Origin of the sequence: Candidatus Nitrospira allomarina (assembly GCF_032050975.1) — a bacterium.
In the GTDB taxonomy this organism is placed as follows: Bacteria; Nitrospirota; Nitrospiria; order Nitrospirales; family UBA8639; genus Nitrospira_E; species Nitrospira_E allomarina.
The window spans coordinates 2,811,473-2,836,720 of record NZ_CP116967.1 but is presented as its reverse complement, the minus strand read 5'-3'; the positions used below and the strand labels follow the sequence as shown (position 1 = coordinate 2,836,720).

At 49.9% G+C, this 25,248-nt stretch carries 25 protein-coding genes; 1 reads left to right on the top strand and 24 read right to left on the bottom strand.

The features are described from left to right. Window positions 1-368 precede the first annotated feature (368 nt). From PP769_RS12610 to PP769_RS12525, 18 genes are all read right to left on the bottom strand, one after another. A complete protein-coding gene (locus PP769_RS12610) occupies window positions 369-527 on the bottom strand; it encodes a hypothetical protein (RefSeq protein WP_312640618.1) in 159 nt (52 codons plus the stop codon). Window positions 528-899: 372 nt separating this feature from the next. Continuing rightward, window positions 900-1,145: a carbon storage regulator CsrA gene (gene csrA / locus PP769_RS12605; protein ID WP_312640616.1), complete on the bottom strand. Its 246-nt coding sequence runs from the start codon at window positions 1,143-1,145 to the stop codon at window positions 900-902. Between the two features lie 108 nt (window positions 1,146-1,253). Continuing rightward, window positions 1,254-1,730 carry a flagellar assembly protein FliW gene (fliW, locus tag PP769_RS12600; RefSeq protein WP_312640614.1) on the bottom strand — a complete coding sequence of 159 codons (477 nt, stop codon included), beginning with the start codon at window positions 1,728-1,730 and terminating at the stop codon, window positions 1,254-1,256. An 87-nt stretch (window positions 1,731-1,817) separates the two neighbouring features. Beyond that, window positions 1,818-4,172 carry a response regulator gene (locus tag PP769_RS12595; RefSeq protein ID WP_312640612.1) on the bottom strand — a complete coding sequence of 785 codons (2,355 nt, stop codon included), beginning with the start codon at window positions 4,170-4,172 and terminating at the stop codon, window positions 1,818-1,820. A 10-nt stretch (window positions 4,173-4,182) separates the two neighbouring features. After that, on the bottom strand, window positions 4,183-5,145 hold the full coding sequence (locus PP769_RS12590; RefSeq protein ID WP_312640610.1) for a GGDEF domain-containing response regulator: 963 nt from the start codon (window positions 5,143-5,145) through the stop codon (window positions 4,183-4,185). A 69-nt stretch (window positions 5,146-5,214) separates the two neighbouring features. Then, complete coding sequence (gene flgL, locus PP769_RS12585) at window positions 5,215-6,366, bottom strand: flagellar hook-associated protein FlgL (protein ID WP_312640608.1); 1,152 nt, start codon at window positions 6,364-6,366, stop codon at window positions 5,215-5,217. An 80-nt stretch (window positions 6,367-6,446) separates the two neighbouring features. Beyond that, a complete protein-coding gene (gene flgK / locus PP769_RS12580; RefSeq protein WP_312640606.1) occupies window positions 6,447-8,093 on the bottom strand; it encodes a flagellar hook-associated protein FlgK in 1,647 nt (548 codons plus the stop codon). A 7-nt stretch (window positions 8,094-8,100) separates the two neighbouring features. After that, on the bottom strand, window positions 8,101-8,598 hold the full coding sequence (gene flgN, locus PP769_RS12575; RefSeq protein ID WP_312640603.1) for a flagellar export chaperone FlgN: 498 nt from the start codon (window positions 8,596-8,598) through the stop codon (window positions 8,101-8,103). A gap of 33 nt (window positions 8,599-8,631) precedes the next feature. Beyond that, entirely contained in the window at window positions 8,632-8,952 is a 321-nt protein-coding gene (locus PP769_RS12570; RefSeq protein ID WP_312640601.1) for a flagellar biosynthesis anti-sigma factor FlgM, read from the bottom strand. A gap of 61 nt (window positions 8,953-9,013) precedes the next feature. After that, complete coding sequence (locus PP769_RS12565) at window positions 9,014-9,370, bottom strand: rod-binding protein (RefSeq protein WP_312640600.1); 357 nt, start codon at window positions 9,368-9,370, stop codon at window positions 9,014-9,016. 57 nt (window positions 9,371-9,427) lie between these two features. After that, complete coding sequence (locus PP769_RS12560; protein ID WP_312640599.1) at window positions 9,428-10,534, bottom strand: flagellar basal body P-ring protein FlgI; 1,107 nt, start codon at window positions 10,532-10,534, stop codon at window positions 9,428-9,430. Window positions 10,535-10,688: 154 nt separating this feature from the next. Next, window positions 10,689-11,390: a flagellar basal body L-ring protein FlgH gene (locus PP769_RS12555; protein ID WP_312640598.1), complete on the bottom strand. Its 702-nt coding sequence runs from the start codon at window positions 11,388-11,390 to the stop codon at window positions 10,689-10,691. After that, window positions 11,387-12,130, bottom strand: a complete 744-nt coding sequence (gene flgA / locus PP769_RS12550; protein ID WP_312640597.1) for a flagellar basal body P-ring formation chaperone FlgA — start codon at window positions 12,128-12,130, stop codon at window positions 11,387-11,389. Before flgA ends, PP769_RS12555 begins: the two co-directional genes overlap by 4 nt. Before the next feature lie 23 nt (window positions 12,131-12,153). Then, window positions 12,154-12,945: a flagellar basal-body rod protein FlgG gene (gene flgG / locus PP769_RS12545; RefSeq protein WP_312640596.1), complete on the bottom strand. Its 792-nt coding sequence runs from the start codon at window positions 12,943-12,945 to the stop codon at window positions 12,154-12,156. Window positions 12,946-13,040: 95 nt separating this feature from the next. Continuing rightward, window positions 13,041-13,760: a flagellar hook-basal body protein gene (locus tag PP769_RS12540; protein WP_312640595.1), complete on the bottom strand. Its 720-nt coding sequence runs from the start codon at window positions 13,758-13,760 to the stop codon at window positions 13,041-13,043. A 330-nt stretch (window positions 13,761-14,090) separates the two neighbouring features. Then, a complete protein-coding gene (locus PP769_RS12535; RefSeq protein ID WP_312640594.1) occupies window positions 14,091-14,831 on the bottom strand; it encodes a flagellar motor protein MotB in 741 nt (246 codons plus the stop codon). 34 nt (window positions 14,832-14,865) lie between these two features. Continuing rightward, complete coding sequence (locus PP769_RS12530) at window positions 14,866-15,627, bottom strand: flagellar motor protein (RefSeq protein WP_312640593.1); 762 nt, start codon at window positions 15,625-15,627, stop codon at window positions 14,866-14,868. 16 nt (window positions 15,628-15,643) lie between these two features. Continuing rightward, window positions 15,644-16,132, bottom strand: a complete 489-nt coding sequence (locus PP769_RS12525) for a chemotaxis protein CheW (protein ID WP_312640592.1) — start codon at window positions 16,130-16,132, stop codon at window positions 15,644-15,646. A 459-nt stretch (window positions 16,133-16,591) separates the two neighbouring features. Here PP769_RS12525 and PP769_RS12520 point away from each other — a divergent pair, with 459 nt between their 5' ends. Continuing rightward, a complete protein-coding gene (locus PP769_RS12520; RefSeq protein WP_312640591.1) occupies window positions 16,592-16,879 on the top strand; it encodes a hypothetical protein in 288 nt (95 codons plus the stop codon). A 38-nt stretch (window positions 16,880-16,917) separates the two neighbouring features. On the opposite strand, the gene PP769_RS12515 is transcribed toward PP769_RS12520, so the two are convergent. From PP769_RS12515 to PP769_RS12490, 6 genes are all read right to left on the bottom strand, one after another. Further along, window positions 16,918-18,594, bottom strand: coding sequence for a methyl-accepting chemotaxis protein (locus PP769_RS12515; protein ID WP_312640589.1), 1,677 nt, complete (start codon window positions 18,592-18,594; stop codon window positions 16,918-16,920). A 40-nt stretch (window positions 18,595-18,634) separates the two neighbouring features. After that, complete coding sequence (locus tag PP769_RS12510; RefSeq protein ID WP_312640587.1) at window positions 18,635-20,740, bottom strand: methyl-accepting chemotaxis protein; 2,106 nt, start codon at window positions 20,738-20,740, stop codon at window positions 18,635-18,637. 103 nt (window positions 20,741-20,843) lie between these two features. Then, on the bottom strand, window positions 20,844-21,779 hold the full coding sequence (locus tag PP769_RS12505; protein WP_312640585.1) for a chemotaxis protein: 936 nt from the start codon (window positions 21,777-21,779) through the stop codon (window positions 20,844-20,846). Between the two features lie 124 nt (window positions 21,780-21,903). Beyond that, window positions 21,904-23,808: a chemotaxis protein CheA gene (locus tag PP769_RS12500; RefSeq protein ID WP_312640583.1), complete on the bottom strand. Its 1,905-nt coding sequence runs from the start codon at window positions 23,806-23,808 to the stop codon at window positions 21,904-21,906. A gap of 84 nt (window positions 23,809-23,892) precedes the next feature. Continuing rightward, a complete protein-coding gene (locus tag PP769_RS12495) occupies window positions 23,893-24,534 on the bottom strand; it encodes a protein phosphatase CheZ (protein WP_312640581.1) in 642 nt (213 codons plus the stop codon). 45 nt (window positions 24,535-24,579) lie between these two features. Beyond that, window positions 24,580-24,981, bottom strand: coding sequence for a chemotaxis response regulator CheY (locus tag PP769_RS12490; RefSeq protein ID WP_312640579.1), 402 nt, complete (start codon window positions 24,979-24,981; stop codon window positions 24,580-24,582). Between the last annotated feature and the right edge of the window lie 267 nt (window positions 24,982-25,248).

Here is a 25,248-nt window from a genome sequence, read left to right as displayed (position 1 = left end):
CCGACACTGTAAGGGTGTTCCCCTCCTTGGGTGATGAAACCCCTGAAGATCTCCCTGGGGTAAGACGGATAGCATTACTGCCCCGAGGATACGCAAACGCTTCAGAGGAAATGGTCCGGCCTGAAGGAAGGCCGCAAATTAAGTCTTGGCGCAGCCCCAGAGCACTTCCTTGCAGGCGATGCGAACAGATGCGCACATCGGGTGCCCGCAGATGGGTATCCCAGCAATCACGGTCTCGGATATGGTCTTGATGGTGTTCTCTGGCATGGCCGGAAGATGACAATCCCGGTGGGCGGCCGCCTGATGCCGGGGGCCATGCCATAGTCTTTATCCCTATCGATCACTCCCGGCGTGGGCCAGACACGGTGTTAGCCTTGGGCATCCGGTCGATTGGCTGTCGTGGTTACCACCTTGTGGACCAGGACTGACTGCATATCCACACTGACATGCTCCCTCGCCCCGTACCAGGACTTCTTCTTGCCTTTGCACCCAATTCGGGCTTGCGGATCAGCCGCCACTTTTGGCAAAACGGCATTATGGCCATTTTCGATTTCTGTTTGCCGCGACTAATCGTGTTCTTTTCACAAGGTGACTTCGTCGAGTAAATGTGTCGCATCTACAAAGGGCAACACGTGATTCCTCACAACCAGACAACTTTGAGTTTCAGGCCCATTGTGGCAACCAGATGAGAGAGCCACGTCGGGCCCATGAGGTGCGTTGACCTACTCCGACTCAATACCCGCCCACACTTTTAATCGAGCCCACCCCAAACACAAGTTATGCCGATCCCTGCCAGAATGGCAGGGTGCAAATGTTTAGGCGGAGCCCACAATGCGGTGGATGGACTCAATGAGGAATCGCCACACATGACGGAGAACACGAGTCTGATCTAATTAGGTTTATTCGGTAGGTTTAACCGGCGGCCTTTTCGGTCTGGGTAGGTGAGCCAAATGCTTCGGATCCGAGGATACGGCATTTAGATTTTCTTGACGGACGGCTTCATATAATTCTTCACGAAGGACACGGACATGCGACGGGCATTCAATCCCGAGTCGCACTTGCCCTCCTTTTATTTGGACGAGAACAATGCGAATGTCATCTCCTACACGAATGGCTTCATCAATTTTTCTGGTGAGTATGAGCATGGTGCCTTCCTTGGCTTTGAGGTAAAATTCACGCGGAGAAGAAACGTCCTTACATCATAAACGCATTAAACCGGTTGGCCCTGTGGACCGGTAGTGTGCCTGCCTTCATTACACCGATGCGGCCTCTCTCGCCGCCCCGGAGTAAGATTGGCACTGGGTAGAATCTTGAAATAATGGATAGCGCAAGGGGATTGATTCATGGAGAATCAATTGTTTCCCGTGTCGTGTTCGTTCATTCACGACAAGAGGGGCACGAAGATTCGCAGTGGCCTGATCGGGCTGGTCAGAGGGGATCGTGACGACCGCCATAATTGAAATGGAATCGGTCGGAGTCATGCCGAGTTCCACCAGTCCTTCTTCGGATAGGTTGGTGCGAAAATCCGGCTGCAAAAGATGCACGTCCATTATCACAAAAGCTAAGCTTGGTTCATCCACGGACTGGAACCACCGATAATCGGCATCCTCTGGCGGGTCGAGCACCACATACCGTCGCAAAGCTGGGAACCCTACGAGGCCACATGGGAACGTTAAAAGCGTGTCATCGGACACATCCAGCATGCCGAACCGACTAGTCTGAATTTTCATGTTGGGATATTCTCCACATAGGTCAATATGTTCATCTTCATGCTGAAGTGAGCCTGTCCTCGAGTTCCCTCTCAACCAAATCTATGCTTAGCACGTTCTCCCCGTACCACAGGGTTGGACCCGATTGTCATTGGTCAGGACAACCTGACAAGCATGAGCCAATTCGTCGACATCATACGGTTTTTGAATAAACCCAATGACACCTTGATTGAATAAATCTTGTACAGCATGGTTCCGGTCATAACCCGTACAAAGAATGACCTTGAGATCTGGTCGAATCCTTCGCAATTCTTCAAAACATGCCGCCCCCGACATTACAGGCATCACCATATCCAACAGCACAACATCCACAGGAATCGTCAAGTCCTGACAAATGTCCACGGCCTCCTTCCCATTCAACACAACCGTCACCTGATAGCCGAGGTATTCCAGTATGGCCTGCGCGGCTTCCCCCACGTCCTTCTCATCATCCACCACTAAAATATGTCCTGTCCCGTGAGAAGGCTCCGTCTTCTGAGTCGATCTGGTCTTGTGAGTCGCACACGGTGCATCCGGAAGATAGACACGCATGGTCGTTCCACATCCAGGGGAACTCGTCACCCCGATATATCCATGATGATTTTTGACGATACCATACACCATCGCCAATCCCATTCCAGTTCCCTGCCCTTGCTCTTTCGTGGTAAAGAATGGCTCAAAAATATGTCGTTGAGTCTCTAGTGACATCCCCGTCCCGGTATCCGTAACCTGAATCAACACATAATCACCTGCACACAGTCCCGGGACACGTGAGGCATATTCCGGTGTGACCGTTTCATTCGAAGTCTGCACAAGCAATTCCCCACGTTCACCCATTGCATCACAGGCATTGACGCCTAAATTCATGAGAATCTGATAGAGCTGGTTAGGATCCCCCACCACATGAGGCCTCGCAGCCGACAGATCCGCTCGAAATGTGATCAGTTTATGGATCGTCCTTCCGAGCAGGCTCATCACTTCCTGAATCACTTCATGGGTATCCACCGTTACATGATGATGTTTGCCCTGCCTGGCATACCCCAGGAGCTGGGAAGTCAATTCCTTTCCACGACGAACGGCTTTCTCGATGACATCACTCGCTGTCCACAAGGAGGTGCCCGCTTTATCCTGAATCTTCAGCAAACTTGCATGGGCCAGAATTGCCGTTAACGTATTATTCATATCGTGTGCAACCCCTGAGGCCAGTCGACCGATAGCTTCCATTTTTTGAACCTGCCGCAACTGATGTTCAAGGGCAAATTTCTCTTCCTCCATGTGCTTTCTTGCCGTCAAATCGCGGGCAATGAACAGAGTTTGACGTTGGCCTTGAAACTGAACCATTCGTTCCAGCATCTCTACCGGAAGATTGCTGCCGTTTTGATGACGAAGGAACGTTTCCTCCCATCTCCGACCCCCACGGGCAGGGTTTGACACCGTAGGACTGGATTCCGCGTCTGCTGACTCAGGTCTGATTAACGAAAAGGCTTCCCCCATCAGGACGGGCGGGCGATACCCTAATTGTTGTGCTCCGAGGGAATTGACGTGAGTGATTATTCCTCGATGATCATAAATCACCAATATATCCGGAAGCGTTTCGAACAGCTCCCTGAATTGAGCTTCAGATTCGCGTAAATCATCAGTGCGGATATCCAGTAAATGTTCCACTCGAGCGAATGCGCGTTCCCACCGTCCTTTTTCACACAATGAAATGATATTGAATGGATCGCACGCTTTTGGTAGATACGCATCTACATGGATCGCCTCAGGAAAGGATCTTCCTGCCGGAGATTCGTGTCCAAGGACAATACACATGGCCTGAGGAAATTGGCCTTTGCACCAAATCCCGAACTCTTCGCTTGTCATATCCGGCAGAGGATCGTCAATGAGGATAATATCCGGGTCGACAAGATTCACCGCCACCTGAACCTGCTTGCCCGCTTCCCATTCCACCACGTGCCACCCCCGTTCAAGGAAGAGGTGATGAATCCCTTGAATGGTCGAATTGTTAGCCGAAACTATCCAGATCCGTGGACGCTGGGGACTTGGAGGACTTTCTACCAGCTGGCGTACCTGCTGACGAAAGCGTTGCGGATCTGTCGGAAGGGCAAGAAATGCGGAGGCCCCGAGATCTTTTAAAATGTCCTGAGCGTCGATTCCGGTATACGTGGCGGAAACGGCAAGGACAGGCGGCACGGCCTGTGTCGACCCAAAGAAGGAATGCAATAATTCGCAAAAACGCCATCCGCTAATTCCCGGCATATGAAGATCAAGAACAATGACATCCGGGACATTCCCTTCTTGGAGCCACCGCCAGGCCTCCTCAGAACAGACGAAACGATTGACCGCAAAGTAATCCTTCTCAAGCCAACTCGCAAGGAGATGGAGTTGGACCGGATCATCATTAATCACAAGGATTGAGGCCATAATTATTGCTTCATTGAAGTTGGGAACTCGTGAGGCGCGAAAAAGTCTCATCCGCATGCCCATGAAATTGCGCAAACTCCACGCCATTTCGACCGCTATTTTTGACTAAATAGAGAACACCGTCTGCGGATTGTATTAATTGTTCAATGGGAATTGGACAGGGATTGGTCCACGTCGTGACCCCCTGACTGACCGTCACCGTGAGATCAGTATTGTGAACGCGAAAGGGTTTCTGGGAAATCGCCACTCGAATCCGTTCAGCGAGCCGAACGGCCTGGGCCGCATCACTATTGGGCAACACCATGAGAAATTCCTCTCCGCCATATCGGCCAATGGCATCATAGGAACGCAAACAAAAACGCATCCGTCTAGCGACCTCAACCAGCACCTGATCGCCCGCAACATGCCCATAGGAATCATTCACATTCTTAAATCCATCCAAATCGGCCAGAATGAGGCTCAGGGGTTGCTGTTCCCGATGGGCCCGATTGATTTCCTGCAACAACGTATCCACAATGGCGCCATGATTCAGAATTTGCGTTAAGGGATCTTGCATCGCCTGAATTCGAAGGGTTTCTCGAGCCGAAATCAATTCATTTTGCAAATCGACAATTCGCTTCCCTGCTCGTAACCGTGCATCCAATTCCCCTAAATGGAAAGGCTTTGTGAGATAATCATCTGCTCCCGCGTCCAATCCGGCAATGAGATCCTCAGGATTGTTCCGCCCCGTCAACATCACAATATACACATAGGGGCAGTCGGTTCTCCCACGGATCTTTTGACACAGTTCAGGGCCATTGAGCCCCGGCATGATCCAATCCACAATCGCCACATTCGGCACGGATCCTCGTGCTAACACCTTCCATGCAGAATCCCCGTCAGTGCAGGAAATAACATCATGGCCCCATTGCCGCAATCGATACACCACCATATGTAATGTGAGAGGATCATCATCAACAACAAGAATTCGCATAAAGATTTCGTACCTATTCAATCACGGGGGTGACACTATTTAGTCTAATAAATAAAAGATCTTCACGGCCTACTTAATGAAATCTAATAAATTCGTCTGAAATTGCCGTGCCAGTGTGCTCATCGAGGCTTCAAGCGTGTTTTGGAGCGTAGCCAAATCAGAAGCCACTTGGGCGATATCCGCATCCTCAAAATCTGACCGAAGAGTTTGCGTATTCACACTCAACAGGTCTAAACCATCTTTGATGGTATCCAGTCGATTGACTCTGGCACCGATTGTAGCCCTGGCATCGTTTACTTGGGAGAGAGCCTGATCAAACTGACCGATGGCCGCTTGAATACCCGACGCATCATTGGTCACCAAGGCCTGATGAAAATCCTGAAGATTTTGAAACAGATCCACCGTGGGGCCCGAAAAGATTTGGTCCCCAGGAACATTGCTTGCCACGGTCCGACCATCACCAACTTCCACCTCCACCCCCGCACCATCGCCTTGATAGGTATAGCCGACTCGTACAAAGAATTGGTCGCCAGCGGCAGGGGGTCCCCCTCCATCCGTAATGGTGACATCCAACCCATCAAACGAGAATGTCGCCCCGGATGCATAAGTATTGCCTGAGGATACGGTCTGATTCGTTGTCAGATTCAGAACATCAAATTGCGTCGAGGAGGTAAATTGGATTTGATACGCATCCGGTTGTAATGCCGGCGCGGACGCCACAGATACGCCAACACCGGCACCTCCCCCATTGGTGATACTGGCTGATCCCGTGGCCGAATCCGGGACAAACGGTTCGGTTTTTGTTTGACTGCCAGCAAACACAAATCGTCCATTCAGTTGAGTATTGGCAATGCCGGCCAAGCCCAGAATCAGTTGCTGAACTTCCTGAGCCGCATTCCGTCGCTCCACGGACGTATTCGTGTCGCTTGCCATATCCAAAGCCAGTTCTTTCGCCCGCTGGACGGTATTCCCAGCCTGTCCCAGAACGCTATCGGATAAATTGAGCCGTCCTATACCTTCATTGACAGTGTTCAAACGATGTTCAGTGGTCCGTAGAACATTCCGGAACTGATTAATCCGTTCGGATGCCGCAGGATCATCAGAAGGGCGATTCACTCGCTTTCCGGAAGAAATTTGTTCCTGGCGATCCCCGATATTTCGCTGAATACCTTGAATCCCCCTTAGCAGCGCATCAACCTGTTGACGATCAGTCACACGCATACGATTGTTCGTCCTTATCCGAAAGATTTGAACCGGTCATCAATGAGACTTACCCCCAGATGGTTGCCCCATCAAGAAGGTTAACGACCCATCGCCAGTATCGTCTGGAACAATTCATCCGCTACCGTAATCATCCGGGCTGAGGCTTCGAATGAGCGTTGAAAACTTAGGAGATTGGTCAATTCCTCATCCAATGAAACCCCGGAGACACTTTCTCTCAAGGCCGTCAATTGATCAATTTCCAGCTGTTTACTATGCAGCGCCTGTGTCGATTGCTGAGTGGCACTCCCGACATCCCCAATCGTAATCGTGTGGTAATCATTGAGTGTCACATTCCCAAGATCCACGTGCCGATTCGTATGAATCGCCACCAGATTTAATGCATTGGTGTTATTTCCGGGAATTCCTGCCGCCGTAGAAGCGGCCGCGATCTTATCCGTATCCGAAAGGGCCACACCAAATTGCTGGGCCGCCCCTTTTTGAGCATTGACATAAAACACATCTCCGGCAGCCGGCGTGCCGTTGATCACGACATCTAACCCATCAAAACTCAGGGATGATCCGGAGGTATACGCCCCAGACGTCACCGTCGCACCGGTCGCCGTATTGACCACCGAATAGGCAGAGGCCCCGGAAAACTGCACCTCATACTCCTGGAAGGTCGCCAAAGTGGGATCTGCAATCGTGACCGAACTCCCGGTGGCACTTCCCGAATTCCGGTCATGGGCCAGAGGAGCTTGAGGACTTAAGGTGGAGAAGAAATTATTATTCGTGGTGCCATCTAAGCCATACCCGGCCTGATGCTGTTGATTAAATTCATTAATCAACACGGCTGCCAATCGATCCACTTGGTCCTGAAATTCCACCATATCCTCATCACGCTGGACGAGTAATCCGCCGATTTGTCCTCCATGAATATTGTGAGTGATTGACAACTCACTCCCGTCACTGCGCACAAATGTCACATCATGCAATGGAGGATTGTCCGGGTCGGCTTCGGTCGACAGCGCATTGGCATGATTACCCGCTACCAAGAGTTGCCCTCCGACATTAATGGTGATTCCGTCATTCAGAGGCACCTGCTCAATATTGACCAAACCCGCCAAATCATTAATGAGGACCCTTCGTTGATCCCGTAAATCCAGCGCGTCACGTCCACCGGATTCCGTTTTAAAAATGACATCATTCAGAGAGGCAATCTTTGTGGCCAACCCGTTAATAGTGTCGACATGCCTGGCAATCTCCCCATCGGCATCTAAGCGGATTTGATTTAATCCTTGCGCCACCGTTACAAACTGGTCTGAGAGGGATTGCCCCTTAGCCAACAGGACCGTCCGCTGAATGGTACTTTCTGGATTCGTGGCCAAATCCCGAACCGCATTGAAAAACTCTGTCAGACTAAACGATAGTCCGGAATTATCCGTTTCGGTAAAAATCCCATCGGCTTGAACCAAGTAATTATTCCTGGCGGTTATAGATCCAATATCCTCATTGACGGAGGTCAACTGGTTTTCCAGGAAATCATCGACGGTCTGACGAATAGCGGCAACCCGGACTCCGCTCCCAATCGTCCCTTCAGCCGGCCGCGCAGTCTCAAGGACGACTTCCTGTCTGGAATAGCCTTTGGTATTAATATTGGCGATGTTATGGGACGTGGTCGCGAGTCCTTGTTGGTTGGCACGAATACCGGAACGCGCGATATTAAAGATGTCACTGATGCCCGCCATAAGACTCCTATCCCTGGAGATGGACCGAGCTAGGAACCGAAGGAAAATGTAATATTCCGGATCCCTGATATACCGGACCGGTACCCAACCCTGTATACATAACCTGAACTGCCTCACGGACCCTATGATAGATTGGGCGAATCAGGGCATCATTCTTTTTCCCTTGTTCCTGGATCAAACGCGCCAGCCGAAGAAGGTCCGTCAACATTCCTTGCGCCAATTGTGCCCGTGGGTCCGGAACGGCTTTCAACCAACTCCAAATTGACTCGTGTGCGGCGGACCCGGCCAACCGATGAAGCTCACGCTCTACCTGCTGCTCCAACTGACACATCGTCTCCAACGCCTGTTCCTTCTGACTGTTTACCTCGACCAACTTAGGGCGATCCATGATCCGAAGGCTGTGCGCTTCTTGAAAAAGCAACACACCATACCGCTGAAACACCGATTGGGCTTCAGCCAACATTTCCAGCAACCGTTCCCACGTTGCCGATTGGGGATGAATCATCGGTCAGCCATTTCTCTTATAAAGGTCAGGTGTTTATTTTGAGCCCAGCTCGTTCAGAATCGTCTCTCGGGTCAAGGCATCGGCCACCTGACTGGAGGTTGCCAATTGTGCCCCCGCCTCCAATACCTCCTTAATACGCCTGATTTTCTCCTCTCTCAGCTCAGGAACCTGCGCCACTCGAGTGGAATAGTCGCGTATTTCCTGGGCCAAAACGGAAAGATCAACAGGGTCAGCAGACGAAGGACGCTGGGTGGCACTTGGCGGGCTGGCCTCCTGCGTCTGAAGGTTTTTAGCTTGGACGTGAAAAAATAGTTTCCCCAGCTCTCCACTGGGATCAAGGCCCCGTATGGTCATGGCTTCTTGCCTCCTTCTCTGTATGTATCGGAAGCAACGCCGTTAAACTTTACAGAACCTCTCAAGATTTCAAAAAAGGGGGACCTGAGGTGGGAGAACGTGTGAGGTCTTCATTCCTGGCCACCGTGTCCAACACATACGCAGAAAGGCCAAACCCTCCCGCCTGAGCGGCACGTTTGCCAATTTCTTCGTCATAAAAGGAATAATACATTTCCCCCATGGGGTTGGCTGTGAACTCGCCTTTGGGGACCGTCTCTCGCATCACCTTCATCAGATAGGACAAAAAATAGGATTCGAATTCCTGACTCGCACCCAGTAATTCTCCCCGACGAACGGAATCTTCCACCCGATCTATCCTCCCAGTGGTGACGGAGTGTGAGAGACCCGTCATATCCATAGGGATCATGTCAGCTATCATAGACCACATCCTTTCCGCCAGACAGTCATCAACAACGTGCTCTCTTCAGATCCTGACCTAGATTAACTCCAAGTCGGCCTGAAGGGCACCTGCAGCCTTTGCCGCCGTTAGTACGGCGACCAAATCGAGAGGAGTAACACCTAATGAATTCAACGCCTTGACCAAATCCCCAAGCGTCACGGAACTGTCTACTTGAATGACTCGACCATCCTCTTCTTGCACATCGGTTTGGACATCCGGAGTCACGACAGTTCTACCGGCACCCTGTGCTCCCCGCCCAAGAAAGGCAGTCTCTGGTTGGGAGACATTAAACTGCGTTCCCACCTTGATCGTGAGATCGCCATGGGAAATAGCCATCCTCGCCAACCGGACATGTTCACCCATGACAATCGTTCCCGTTCGTTCGTTCACCACAACCTTGGCCAGGACGTCCACATTCACATCCAGCCCTTCAACCGCAGCAATCATTTGGACTATCTTGCCCTGAAACCGTTCGGGAATCCCCACGTGAATCTGTCCGGAATTGACAGCCGAGGCCACACCATCCCCAAGATGAGCATTAATGGCTTCAGACACCCGCAATGCCGTGATGAAATCAGCCTGATGCATGGTCAAAGAAAATTTCTCCCACGCTTGCATGTCCACATCCACCGCTCGTTCGACAATCGCTCCACCAGGAATAATCCCCCCGGATTGTTGATTTTTCTTCACTGTGGTCCCTCCAGCACCAGCTTCAAATCCCGATGTGGAGAGTGGCCCTTGGGCGACAGCATACACCTGTTGATTGGCTGCTTTCAGCGGCGTCAACAACAACGTTCCCCCTCGCAGACTTTTGGCATTGGCCATGGAGGAGACCTGCACATCCAATTTCATGCCGGGTCTCGCGAACGGCGGCAATTTGGCGGTCACCATCACAGACGCGGTATTTTTAGTTAATAATTGAATGGGATCAATATTGAGTTTGAGCCCCATGGTATTCAACATGGAAATAATGGCTTGTGCCGTAAATTGACCACCGACGACCGAATCTCCGGTCCGGTCTAGACCAACAATCAAGCCATACCCGACTAACTGGTTTTCACGCACGCCTTCAATGGAGGCGATATCTTTGATGCGGGCCGCCTGAATTTCTCCCGGTAGGATGACCGCACTCGCACTGACCATGAGGCATCCGCCGATCAAAACCAAGACGACACCCCATCCGGAAACCCATGCTCGTCTGGATTTCCTTGAAGGTTTTCTGCCATTTCTAAAAGATAATGGACGATTCACCACATTCTCCAATTAGTTCAAAAAAATGAACTCATCCCCAAATAACTTAAAACGGCGTCAACCAGTCAAAAATCCTGGTGGCCCACCCCGGTCTCTGAACATCATCCACCACTCCTAATCCGGTATAGGAAATTTCTGCATCGGCAACTTTGGATGACAACACCATGTTCTGCGTATCCAGATCGATCCGGCGGACAATGCCCTTAATGGTCATTGTTTGCTTTTCACTATTAACCGTGACCTCCCGCTTCCCCCGAATCCGGAGGTCACCGTTGGGAAAGACTTCAATGACATTGGCGGCAATGGTGCCCGTCAAGGTATCTTCCCGGCTCGTCGATCCGTCGCCCTCAAATTCATGGGAAGTTCCAGCATCAATATTGAAATATTCTGCAAACTTCTGGCTGAGGGTGTTAATCCCGAAGAGTCCCCCGCTTACTCCAGCTGACAGGCTGGAATCCCGGTCTGCTTTCGTGTTGGCTTTTTTGGAACCCTTGTGTTGTTCGACAATTTGCACCACGACAATGTCCCCGATTCGACCCGCTCGCCTATCTTCAAACATGTACGCTCGTCCGTTCCCGGGGTCCCAGAGAGACCCCATGGAGGATGGCGGACTCTTTTCAAGAAGATACGACTCAGCTTCAACCTGTCTCATGGTCTTTTCCTTGGCGCAGCCGAACCCGCTAACCACGACTGCCAGCAGCAGGACTCCCCACGCCCAGGACTTCGCCCTCAACACGTCATTGCTCAAAATCCAACCTCCACGAGTCCCGATGCCAAGACGGTACCTAACACCTCCCGGCCCGATGTCTGATTTTTGACAGGAATGGTTTCTCCTTTTTTACCAGCCGCTTTGGCTATTCCTACGGTTTGAACTAGCAAACCATCACCCCTGACCTCAATCATCACCCGATCGCCTTTATGAATCATCGGCGGATAGTCCAACATAATTTTTCGAATCGGTTGTCTTGGTGGCAATGGGCGTAAGACCTGTTTCCCTATCACTTCGTCAAGATCAAGAATAAAATCATGTGTCAATGAAGGGGCATCCACCAGCATCACAGACAGGTCCTCGCCGGTCACAACCTCTTTGGGTTTCAACCAACGTATTGGTGTCGCCACTTCGACTTGGGCTTTCACTTCCCCCACAACATTCACCGTTCGGAGAAATTGCTTATTCACAAAAATCCCAACTCGAAAGGCACGTCGTCCTGTCCTCCCGCCCCCTGACCAATCTCCAATCTCAAGGTGGATTTTTCCGTTGGGAACCTCAACCCCTTGCTTGGGAAACAATACCCGAAACGACACCTGGTGCTGCGAACGTCCATAGCGGCGCTTCAGTTCCGCCAGGATCACCCGTTCGAAATCTCTTCCATCCAACGACTGACTATCCGGACGAACAGGTGTTGATGAGACTGGTCCCTCCGCCCAGGACATTCCTCCAAGTGTCCCCAACCCATTCCCGCACAGGAACAACCCCAGTAATATCATGACAATCTTCAAATTCTTATCCTCTAACGTCTGAGTCCGTTCACAACCTGCATCATATCGTCCGATGCCTGAATGGCTTTCGCATTCAGTTCATAGGCCCGTTGAGCAATGATCATATTGACCATTTCATCGGCAATATTCACATTAGATATTTCAAGAAATCCTTGCTGTATATTTCCAAAGCCGGTTGAAAAACCCGGTGTTCCCTGTTGTGCAGGACCAGAAGAGGAACTCTCTGAAAATAAATTATTGCCTTGCGCAATCAAGCCAGACGGATTGTCAAATCGGACCAATTGGATTTGCCCAACCTGGGTGGCTTGGGACACCCCGGGCAGCAACGCGGACACCGTTCCATCCTGCCCAATATCCACTTGGAGTGCTCCGGACGGAATGGTAATGCTCGGGATGAGTTGATCGCCGTCACCCGAAACCACATTACCCGTACTGTCTTGTTTAAAGGATCCAGCCCGCGTATACATCGTGGTCCCATCCGGGCGTGTGACTTGAAAAAATCCCACCCCTTCTATCGCCAAATCCAACGGATTCGTGGTTTGCTTGAGACTTCCTTGCACATACTCCTTCGCCACGGTGACCGGCCTCACACCTAACCCGACCTGCATCCCCACAGGAAAGACTCCAACATTCGAAGCACTCGCTCCAGGCAAACGGGAAATTTGATAAAGAAGATCCGCAAATTCTGCGCGACTTCTTTTAAAGCCTGTCGTATTCACATTGGCGAGATTGTTCGCAATCGTGTCAATATTGAGTTGTTGGGCAAACATGCCTGTTGATGCGGTATGCATCGCTCGAATCATTGTGGTTGCTCCCCCTTTTTATCTGTATTCGCTGACCCCGAAAAACTGTTCATACAGCAATAGGGTCTTGGGAAATTCTTCATCCCTGTTTTGGATTACCCTTGAACCCGGCCTGCTTGTATGGCTTGGGCGGCTAGTTCATCCATGGCTTTAATCGCTTTTTGCATTTGTTCGTATTCTCTGGTCACTTTGATCAACTCGACCATATCCAGGGACGGATTGACATTGGATTGTTCCAACATGCCTTGATGCACCGTTGTCTGCTTATCCGGAACGATCTGAGCCGGAACGGTCCAGAACAAATTGCCCACCTTGGCCGTTTCTTGGCCATCGGGAATCTTTTCCAACCGAAACTTGTCTACAACCTGATTATTGACGGAAAGTGTTCCATCAGCGCCAATCACGATCTCACCAGGAGGAAGGGTAATGGGCCCTTTCTTTCCCATAAGGGGATCCCCGGTATGGGTCACTAAGTTTCCGTTTGCATTTCGATACAATTTTCCGCCACGGTAATACCGCAATCCATCTGATGTTTGGGCGACCAGAAATCCCTCGCCCTCCAGCCCTATATCTAACGGTTCCCCAGTCTGATACAAGGTGCCTTGCGATCGGTCAGGGGGAAGCGCATCCATCAGGGGAAACAAATCTATTCCGGCCACGGAAGGCCCTGAGGTTTGTCCCAGGATGGTTGCGAAAACCGGCTTATCTTTTTTAAATCCTGTCGTATTCACATTCCCAATATTATGAGAAAGGACTTCCATGCGGTGTTCAAGCGTGATCGCCCCGGCTAAGGGCGGATAGATACCTCGGTTCATGGGGCTTCCTCCTTGACGTGAATACCTGAGAATTCTGCAACGCATGTGCCAATAAGAGAAGGAGACGGATTTTGATCGGAAGAGAGACCGGAGTGGAAAGTTTTTCTACGGAGAGGAAGCATTCATTCCATAAACGCGGCACCAGTGAGCTCGAAATGGCAATTGTTGCCTATCGAACCCTTCATATCTAAAACTACCAGGCGTTGGAATCCCGGACACCACACGGCACTTACCGGCATTACTTTCCTTATAGGCCTGATCCTGCCTAGCGGAAAACCGAAATCGGGTCAACTGATGTTCTGAAATTGTGGTCGAATCGTGGAATAATTTCTAGGGAAGGTAGGGGTGGGAGGATTCGGTGTCGGAACGGGAATCCCTCAGCACAATGAGTTCTACCCGACGGTTAGAGGCTTGTCCCTGTGGTGTATCATTTAACTCAACAGGACGGGTCCCTGCATAGCCGGTTGAAGACAATCGGTAATCAGCAAGATGATGCTGGTCGATCAAATAGCGGACTAAGGTGTTGGCCCTGGCAGTAGAAAGATCCCAATTCGAGGGATACAGAGTCGATCGAATCGGTTGATTATCCGTATGCCCTTCAACGGAAATGCGATTGGGCAACTCTTTGACGAGTCCGGCAAGGAGATCGATAAATTCTATGATTTGTGGATTCAGCCTGGCACTTCCACTTTTAAATAACGCATCGTCTTTAATCCGAATATTCAACCCACGTTCCGTCGTGGTGATTTGCACCCCTTGAGGAATGTTCGCTGCAGTAATGGCATTGGCCACACTTAGAAAGGCCTTGGCATTTTCCGTTGAAGAAGATTTCGCTTTTACCTGAATGGGGATATTTTTGTTTATGGGAAGATTCACAATTGAAAGTTCCCCTACTGTCTTTTTGTTGTTAAAGGAGCTCACCAGTGATTCGCTTAGGACCTTGAACTTCCCTTCATTGACAGACGAGACTGAATACATCACCACAAAAAAGGCAAACAGCAAGGTAATAAAATCCGCATACGAGACCAGCCATCGTTCATGATTTTCGTGTTCCTCGTGTTTTTTCTTCACACGCCCCTCACCCCAACCGTCCGGACGTCAGCGATTACTTTTTATTTTTATCCGCCGAGGAAAGAAATCCACTCAACTTCTCCTCAATCATTCGTGGATTCTCCCCTTGGGCCACGGACACCAGGCCTTCAATTACCATAATTTTCGCAATGATCAAGGTCTTAGCCTTTAACTTGATTTTATTACCCATAGGAAGAAACAAGAGGTTGGCAGCTCCCACCCCATAGACCGTGGCCACAAATGCAACCGCGATCCCGCCACCCAATGCTGAAGGATCGGCCAAGTTTTCCATCACATGAATCAGACCAAGTACGGCGCCAATAATCCCCACGCACGGCGCATATCCTCCAAAGGCTTCATAGACCTTGCTCGTCGTGCCAAATTCTTCTTCAAAAATTTCGACTTCCACTTCAAGGATTTCCTTTATTTTGTGCGGCTCCGTCCCATCGACCACCAACTGCACCCCTTTGGCCATTAACGGATCCGTCAACGTTTTAATTTGTCCTTCCAGGGCCAAGAGTCCCTGTTTTCTGCTGATATTTGATAACTCCACAATCTTGGCAATAATGCCCTTCATATCCACACTCACATTTCCAAACACCATGCTTGCACTGGAAAGAGCTTTCAGAAAAATTGGAAGCGGGAATTGCAGCATCACCGCGCCTAATGTACCTCCCATCACAATCAAAAAGGCCGTCCCTTGAAGAATGGAGCTTAAATGCCCCCCCTCCAGATGTTGTCCGCCTACAATGGCACCCAGTGAAAGAAGGATGCCCAATACCGATAAAATATCCATGATGGACTACTCTTCCTTATACAAAGGACCGATTACTAAACAACCGTTCAAGGTCCAGCAACAACACCAGGCACCCATTCACCCGCCCTACCCCTTTATGACATTCTTCAGCTCCTCCTCGACTAGTGGGAGGTGGGGGTTCAATACATTCTTCAGACAGGCGTAAGACTTCTTCGACGGAATCAACGATAAATCCTAAAATCATATGCGCGATTTCCACGACCACAATTCGAGTATCCTTGGTGGGTTCAGTCCCGGACAGACCAAAGCGAACCCGAAGATTGATAATGGGGATGACTTTTCCACGCAGATTTACCACCCCTTCCACATAATGAGGGGCATTCGGAACCTGGGTAATATCAAGCATACGAATAATTTCCTGAACCACCAGGATATCAATGGCAAAGACTTCGTCCCCCAACTGAAAACTCACCACTTGGAGAACCACTCCACTGTCTTCCTCAAAATCATCACGAGGTAATACCTTCGTCAAAGTATTCTGCATGACTTGTGTCCCTCCAGACGCGTCAAGAGTCTCGCTCTCATCCCATTCCGACCCTGTGAGAGCCGTTGCCTAACCAACATCGCCATGGCATTTTGTTTCTCCAATCCCCCGATTACCTGGCCCTCCTCGCAACCAGCCGCATGACTGACTCCGCTTCCCGTGGGATCACTTTCCTCCCTACCGACAGTCCCTTTTTGGTAAATGCAATTCCCGCAAGTTCAAGCATATTCAACCGTCCACCACGAAATTTCCAACTTGAGCCTTTTTGTTTTCCATTGTTTTCCATCGACAGCCATTAGATTCGTTTAGAGGCAGGTAAGAATCTACAGCAATCTCCAATAATTCTTCACATTTTCCACAAATGTCCATTATCAGAACCTTGAGGCTTCAAGAACTGCTCTGATAGGGTGAACAGCATTATTACTTCATTAGCATGTCTCGAAATAAAGGATTCATTACATGGACAGACTAGCCAGCTTACAAGCCGATCGATTACTCCTTGATGCCAAAAAAGCCATTCTGCAAGACCAACATCGACGTTTCCAGGACCTTCAACTTGAAGGCCGCTGGGATGAGGCCTGGAAACAATTACATGTCACATTGGCCTGCGCGGCGGATTTACTCAAAGACTCCGTCAGCATGCTCGAACAAGTTGTCGCCAAGAAGAAATTGCCCCCTTCGACCTCAACCGACCAGTCACCGGGGTTCAACGATTCGATCAACCAGAATCCCCCTTCGACCCATTAGGACTGTTTCACCATCCACCGGGCACGGGGATCCTTGAGTTACACTTTCATTGATCCGACCAACTTCTGAAGATCCCCGGCCAACAGTCGCAAGTCATGACAAGCTTTGGCCGACTGAAAAACTCCACTGGTTGTCTGACGGGTGGTTTGGGTCATAAATTCTAAATCGCTGGCAATCTGTCGCGTTGCCGTGGATTGCTCTTCTGTAGCATTGGCAATTTGTTGAATCTTTCCCACCGTAGCATTAATCATTGAATGAATGTTTGCTAAGGCCTCTCCGGTTTTATTGGCCAACGCCACCCCATGGCCGACCTGGCTTGTACCTTGATCCATGGACGAAACAGCACTTCGTGTATCTTTCTGAATCTGCCGGATCTTATCTCCAATTTCTTTAGTCGCCTTGGTTGTCCGTTCTGCTAATTTCCGTACTTCATCGGCAACCACAGCGAACCCTCGCCCTTGTTCACCCGCCCGCGCAGCCTCAATGGCCGCATTGAGTGCCAATAAATTGGTCTGATCCGCAATATCTTCAATCACGCTCACGATTTCTCCAATTTGGTCAGAAGACCTTCCGAGTGTGGCAATAATATTGGCGGCCTGCACCACCGCCTGAGAAATTTGTTGCATGCCCATCACGGTTTGGTTCATTTCTTCCTGTCCACTTCGTGCGGCTGTAGCTGTTTCCTGAGCAATCCGTGCCGCTTCTGTGGAACTTTGCGCGACTTCTCCCGCAATTCTTGTCACTTCCTCCACCGTGGAAACCGACTGCATCACGCGAGCATTTTGCCCTTCAGCAGCCTGAACCACTTCATCCGACGTCGTGGAAAGCTGAACAGTGGAACCCACAAGACGGTTGGTCACATGCTTGACAGACGACACCGCCAAACGCATCTTTTCAATAAACGAATCGAGATCGTGACTGAGTTCCACGATTTCATCAAACCCCTTTCCAACTGACACTCGTTTCGTCAGATCACCTTCGCCCTGTGCAATGGCACGAGAGGTGCCCATTAAGGCGTGAAGAGGTTGCAGGACAAGCCGACCAACCAGCCAGTACACTGCACTCAGGAAAATGACGATGATCCCGATCATCAACATCCCTGAATGGAGCATCGAACTGACCATCGCCTCTTTGTCCTGCGTTATCGGAATTGAAAGGGACAACACCCCTAGCACATCTCCCAATTTTTTCCCGCCATGACAACTTACACAAGCTTCGACGGTAGCTACATCTGCGCTCGCCCGTCGAAAAGTGGGAACCCCGTTGATCGTCTCAATTTCACTGACACTTTTCGCTCCATTCTTAATTCGCTCAAGAGCCTTTTGTTCAAAGCTATCTTTCGGGGCATTGGCGGGATTCATCGGCTGATCGCTGACGAACCGTGCCTGATACACCCCCACCACCCCTAACTCCTGGCCGATTTCCTGTATGGCAGTGGCGGGAAAAGGAATGGCATCGGGATCTTGCTCATGATCACGAGACACATGCAGATTGGAGCCCAAGGACGATTGCTTTAATTTTCCCACATAATTTTTGGCAATATAGGCTCTCGTGACTTCAATTTGTGCTTGAATAATCTTTCCTTGTTCTTCCAAAATCATCTGCAACCGGCCAAATTCTTGTTGGTAAATTACCCCTAGGCTACAGACAAGCAATCCGACGGCTAGCGTCACCAGAATTAATAGGAATTTAGGACCGATACTTAAACGCTGCATACACTTCCTTCACCAGAGACACATCGAACATAGGATGGCATTACCTTTTTAGCGTAAAGCGACTAAGAGATGTCTGAAGGTCTTCCGCCAATGCCGCAAACTGCTTGGTGGCCGTCGCCACTCCCTGAATGTGGCTTTCATTATCCTGGCTGAGTTGCGCCACCTGTTGAATACTCGAAGAGATTTGCCCTGAAACCGCAGACTGTTGCTTCGTGGATTCGGCAAAATGTTGAATCATATCCACCACCCGTTGAACCCCTTGCACAATTTCCGTCAATCGATTTCCGGCTTCTCTGGCCAGCGCCATTCCGGAATGCGCTTCGTCCGTTCCTGCTTCCATCGAACGAACCGCTTCATGAGTCCCAGCCTGTACCGATTCGATGACCGTTGCAATTTCCTTTGTCGCCTTCCCCGTTCGCTCGGCGAGTTTCCGAACCTCATCTGCGACTACAGCAAACCCTCGTCCCTGGTCTCCTGCCCTGGCAGCTTCAATGGCCGCATTGAGCGCCAACAGATTCGTCTGTTCCGCAATATCTTCAATGACTCCAATAATGTCCCCGATATCCTTGGAGCGTTGTCCTAATTTCTGAATACGGCCGGCGGATTCCTGTATGCGGCTTGAAACCGATTCCATCCCATGAATAGAAGAGACCACAACATCTCCACCCCGGACGGCTGAATCATTGACTCCTGTGGCCGTCGATGCCAGGGCCTGCGTGTGACGGGCCATATCCTCGGCAGTGGCAGACATTTCTTCAACCGCCGAAGCCACCTGAGTGGCTTGGTGTACTTGTGATTGACTGGCCTGAACGACCTGATGACCAACCGATGACAACTGGACCGACGCCTGAGACAGGGAGTGAGCGACGTTCCGGGTTTGCAAGAGCATCCGACTTAATTCATCCAACAAGTTATTCAGAGCCAACCCCATTTGTCCGAGTTCGTCTTGAGTCTTCACGGGAACCCGGTGAGTCAAATCCCCCTTCGAGGCTTTCGCCGCCACTTCCCACACAGGTTTCAATCGGCTCACGACTTTTCTTCCCATGAGAATCCCAATGGGGACCACCACGAGAAGACCCACCAGCATCTCCAACAACGTTTTGTTCGTCAGACTTCTGACATGACTGAAAGCTTCATCCTCTGGAACCTGCACCAACACCGACCAATGAAGCCCCAAGGATCGGGCTCCCCCGGACATCGGACTAAAACCAATGACTTGATTCGTCTGTTTCCCGGGATGAAAATTCCTGGCGTTTCCGGATTGGCCCTGGACAGCCGATTGTGCGGCATCAAGTCCCAACTGAGCCAGATTGGCCTTAAACACCACATTCTCGAAATCGTGAGGCACTTCTTCAGTTCCATAGACAGCCGGGGCATATTCCAGCAGCGTCATACCTTGGTCATCCTGCAGGATAAGTTCCGCATGGGGAAACCCGGATTTTTTTAAATCCTGGTATGCCTCTTGAAAAAAAGCTTCAATCCTTGAAAACTTCATACGATGGCTTCCATACCCAACCACTCGGCCCTGAGCATAGAGAGGAACCGAGAGCCCAATCGTCAAACCACTCTCTCGGGGAAAGAGTGCCTGCACATCCCGATCTAGCATGACGCTTTCCACAAAAACCTCTTGGCTCGCATTGCTTCTCGAAGAAGGCTCTGTAGGGCGAGCCCTCTCTCCGAGCTGTTTGAGGGCCCGAAACCACGGGGTCGATTGATAATTTTTTCCATACAGCTCTTCCGTCTGAAGAGGCAAGCCTTCTGCATCATGATCATTCACCGCAATCAGGTGACCATCCAGATCAACCACTTGAACCAGAGAATACATCCCGGTTGCCTGAACATACGCATTCAAGACCTGCACTAATTCGTATGAGGGACTCACAGCTTGTCCCAATTGCCCCGTAAGGCCAGACATGGTATTCCGACTCAGAATTTGAGCATCCGCAGCGCGCTCAGCAAGATAGAGGTGAATTTTTTCAACAATCACCTCTGCCAGCTCTTGATATTGAACTCCAACCTCCTGTTTCAAAACCTCTGCAGTCTGAAACAATGAATAAACCTGAACACTCAGAGGAATCAACGAAAAAAACACGAGAATCCAGACTAATTTTGTTGTAATGCCTACATTCCACGTCGGCTTCATCATTGGTATCCTCTTATTAATCGTTTCTTGTGTCTCGTTATATGGTAGTAAATTCTTTTCATCCCCTCCGAGGATACGTTTTTTCTACATGACCGAACCACGGTTCCTAAGACTTTCCAAGATGTTCAACTAATTTGTCACGAAGGTCCGTGGGATGAAATTTGGTCACATAATCTGTCACACCCAAAGCCTTACCTTTATCCACATTGCACTGACCGGACAAGGAGGAATGCATCAAGATCGGAAGACCTTGCAATCGGGGATCTTCTCGGATAGCCTTTGTCAGCGAAAATCCATCCATTTCCGGCATTTCGATGTCGGTAATCACACCCTCCACAAAATCAAAAATGGTTCGCTCCGTTTTGTCACTCAACTCCGCATACTGTCGTAATCGGGTGAGCGCCTCTCTTCCCGTTTGTGTTTCTTCGTATTTCATGCCCAATCGTTCCAACGTTTTAGTAATTTGTTTTCTTGCCACAAGCGAGTCATCGGCAACCAGGACACGTTTCCCGGCTAATTCCTCGTGCCGTTCAATGCCAACGAAAACCTCCTCCTCACTTCGTGGATGCAGCTCGGCCAAGACCTTTTCCACATCCAAAATTAACACCATTCGGCCATCTTCCAATTTGGTTATAGCCGTGACCGCCCCTTGCCGGCTGGACTGGACCATCGGTGGAGGGATTTGAATGCGTTCCCACGACATACGAATAATCCGATCAACGCCCGCGACCAAAAATCCTTGTTTGTTATCGTTATACTCCGCAATGATCAACTTCGCGCCAACAGGATCCAATGGTCCAAGTCCAATTGCCTGCTTCAAATCCACTAAGGCAATATTTTCTCCACGGAGATTCACCAGACCGAGAATGCGAGGATCGGAGTCGGGAATTTTCACCACAGGTGGGAGCTTCATAACTTCCCGAATCTTAAATACATTTATTCCATAGGTCTCATTAGTCCCAAAATGAAACATTAATAGTTCCATCTTATTGGCACCGGCTAGTCCGGTCCGTTGATCAATTTCTGCCATCCATTTGGCCATTACAGTCTCCTCAGTCTTCCTCTCAGCACAGGAGTTACCATTCGTCAAACCTTCATCTTTGTGTCGCGACCGGTGCGTCTACCATAATTCCCTCCCCACTCAGATCCAATTCACGCTTGCCGGATTAGCGCATACCGGTATACGTTGCCGCCTGCACTTCCTTTACTAAATCGGCCATATCCAAAATCAACACCACTTTGCCATCCCCGGTGATGGTGGCTCCCGCCACGCATTTCACGTTTGCCAAAAATTCACCCAACGACTTAATCACGACCTCCTCTTGGGCCCGCAATCGATTCACCACAACTCCAAACTGTTGTTCTCCGATCTTCACGACTACTACATAGCACTCATTATCAGTCCGGTCCCTAGGAATGTGAAACGTTTCGCCAAGATCCAGGAGCGGAAGAATCCGTTCACGGAGGTTCAACACCGCCTGTCGATTGATACTTTTAATTTCATCTTTGGTGACTTTGACGGCCTCAACCACGGAAGCCAGCGGGATCGCAAATGTGGCACATTCCACCTCAACCATTAGGGCTTGAATGATGGCCACGGTCAAGGGAAGCTTGATCGTCACGCGACTCCCTTGGCCCGGATCCGAATCTAACTCCAAACTTCCATTCATCCGGCTAATATTGGTTCGAACCACATCCATGCCCACGCCACGACCCGACACATCACTCACCTGGTCCGCCGTACTAAACCCTGGAAGAAAAATTAAATTCATGATTTCCCGGGGACTCATGGAATCCAGTTCGGATTGAGCCACCAGCCCTTTCTCCAGGGCTTTTTCAGCAATTCTCTCAACTTGTAACCCCCGCCCATTGTCTTCAACCCGAATCACAATACTGTTACCTTCCTGCTGGGCCGACAATCGCACATACCCTTCAGGGCTTTTCCCGTGTTGTTTCCGGTCGGCGGCCGTTTCCAAACCATGGTCCATAGAATTTCTTACCAGATGGACCAATGGATCACTTAATTCGTCGGCCACGGACTTATCGACTTCCGTATCTTCTCCCACTAATTCCAAGCGCACTTGCTTACCTAATTTACCGGCCAAATCCCGGACCAACCTTGGGAAACGTGAAAACACCTTGCGAATAGGAACCATCCGCGTTTTCATCACCGCCAATTGCAAATCGGAGGTCACCAGATTGAGTTGCGCCAACGTCATGTTTAATTCCCGGAGAGCAGGATTGTTCTCATCTTGCTCTTCCAGGCCATTCCCCAGCTTCATAAGACGATTCCGATTCAACACCAGTTCTCCCACCAGATTCATGACATGGTCCAAGCGTTTGGTTTCAACTCGAACGGTCTGGTCTTCTTCTTTACCACCCGATAGCTTGGAACCAGGGGCACTAGCAGCTTGAACGGTTCGGGTCGTCGCTTCTTTCATTTTATGTAATACATCGGATAATCCAACGGGCCCCTCAGAAGCGGCCACTGGCTCGGAAACCCCTTCAATCTCTGCCGGTCCTTCAAGGGGCGGGGCCTCATAAGGAGAAGACAAGGAAGAGGTATCAGGGGGCTCAGCCAGAGAGTACGGCATCATCTCTGCGGGAGGTGGAGAAGGAGGATAAGAGGTCGTGTCCATCCCTGCCTTTTTGGGAGGGGAGACAGACAGCATCAAATCGTCGGCGCTATCCATCGTTAACGCCAATTTATTAACAATGCCCTGGGTCTCGACATGAGAATCTCCTCCGGTCTCCCGAATATCGGATTGAAGCATTTTCACGGCATCCACAGCTTCTAAAATGATATCGATAATGAACGGAGAAACCTTCATCTCACCCTGTCGCAGTTTGTTCAACAAACTCTCAGCCTGGTGCGCCACTTCAACCAAATGGGTGAAACCCAAAAATCCGGCGGATCCTTTCATACTATGCATACACCGGAAAATTTCGTTGAGCAGTTCGGTGTTGGAAGGCTCCGTTTCCAACTTTACGAAATGTTGGTCAAGAGCTTCCAGCATTTCAGAGCTTTCCGCCAAAAAGTCGTTGAGGATTTCTTTCATTTCGTCATTCATCGATCACCTGTTCTCAGCTCCAAGCCTTTTTTTCAGCCCATCGCCCCCCCCTGAGACGTTGCGCTGAGGATTCGTGCATAGTCACTAGGACATCCCGTATTCAGACATGATGCTATCAACCAGATCTTGTTGCAGGGCGGTGGTTTTGGATGATTCCAACTGACGCAGCATTTCATACCCCCGTCCTTCCCTCGATGAACCGGCTCCACCCTTCTTTTGCTGAATTCCAAAGATGACCACCAACTTTAACAATTTATGTTGGATTTCATTTAATATCGTCACGAGTTTTGCCACGCGTTGGGCGACGAGATCCTGGAACGATAACGCCACATGAATATTTAACAGTCGTCCCTCATCCGCCTTCACCAGAGTTAAAATTGCATCAATTTCCTTCACCGCTCTCCCCGCCACATTAGCCCGCAATTGCTCCAAATGATGTTGAATCACCTCCCGGTTCCGTTCCAGTTCTTCTGTCAAGCTGAGAACCTTATGCGTTCCGTCTTCCGTCATCTTGGCAAGATCATTTAAATGGGATGTGGCTTGAGGCAGTTGATCGGAGGTTGAAGTCACCGGAGATTCCATTTCCCGGATTGTTTGGGTAATCACTTCAACATACTTGGCTAACTCCTCCATTTCCGCTTTAATCAAACGCTTCTCATCCAAGCCCTCTTCGGATATCTCTTCATCGCCTGGCACATCGGCCTCAATCATCCGATCCACGAGCATAAGAATCTCCTTTATAACGTTATATTCGGAGGGTGTCCTTCCCAGTTATGACGTTTTTGCCGGTTGAACATTGGCAAATATTTTTTCTAATTTTCCTTGTAAAACCTCTGCGGTAAACGGCTTGACGACATAGTTGCTGACCCCGGCTTGGACGGCCTCGATTAAATTTTCCTTTTGCGCTTCAGCGGTGACCATCAAAAACGGCAGCGTCTTCAATTCTGTATCGGCACGAACCGCCCGCAAGAGCTCAATACCCTGCATCACAGGCATATTCCAATCCGACACCACCAACCCAAAGCCACCGGCCTTCAATTTCGTCAATGCGTCCTGCCCGTTTTCAGCTTCCACAATGTCCGAAAAACCGATTTGCCGTAACACGTTTTTAACAATTCGACGCATGGTAGACATATCGTCTACCACCAACACTTTGATCCCGGTATCAATCATGATGCGCTCCTTACGCCTTGGGGCATGGAATCCCAGCCAATTTCGGGTTTTCCCACCAATGAAATTTATTCTTTAACGATACACGTGCATATTGTAATGATCATAACGTGGCATATTCGAAATTCGGTTAACTTCTCTGCGATCTTTAGCCGTCCCTGGAAAATTCCACAGGTCGGCCCTTGTTCGTTATTTAAAGGAATGTACCCCTTCTCAAAAGACCGTTCCGGCCATACGCTTTTTTATGAACCCGTGATACCGGGATTCAGA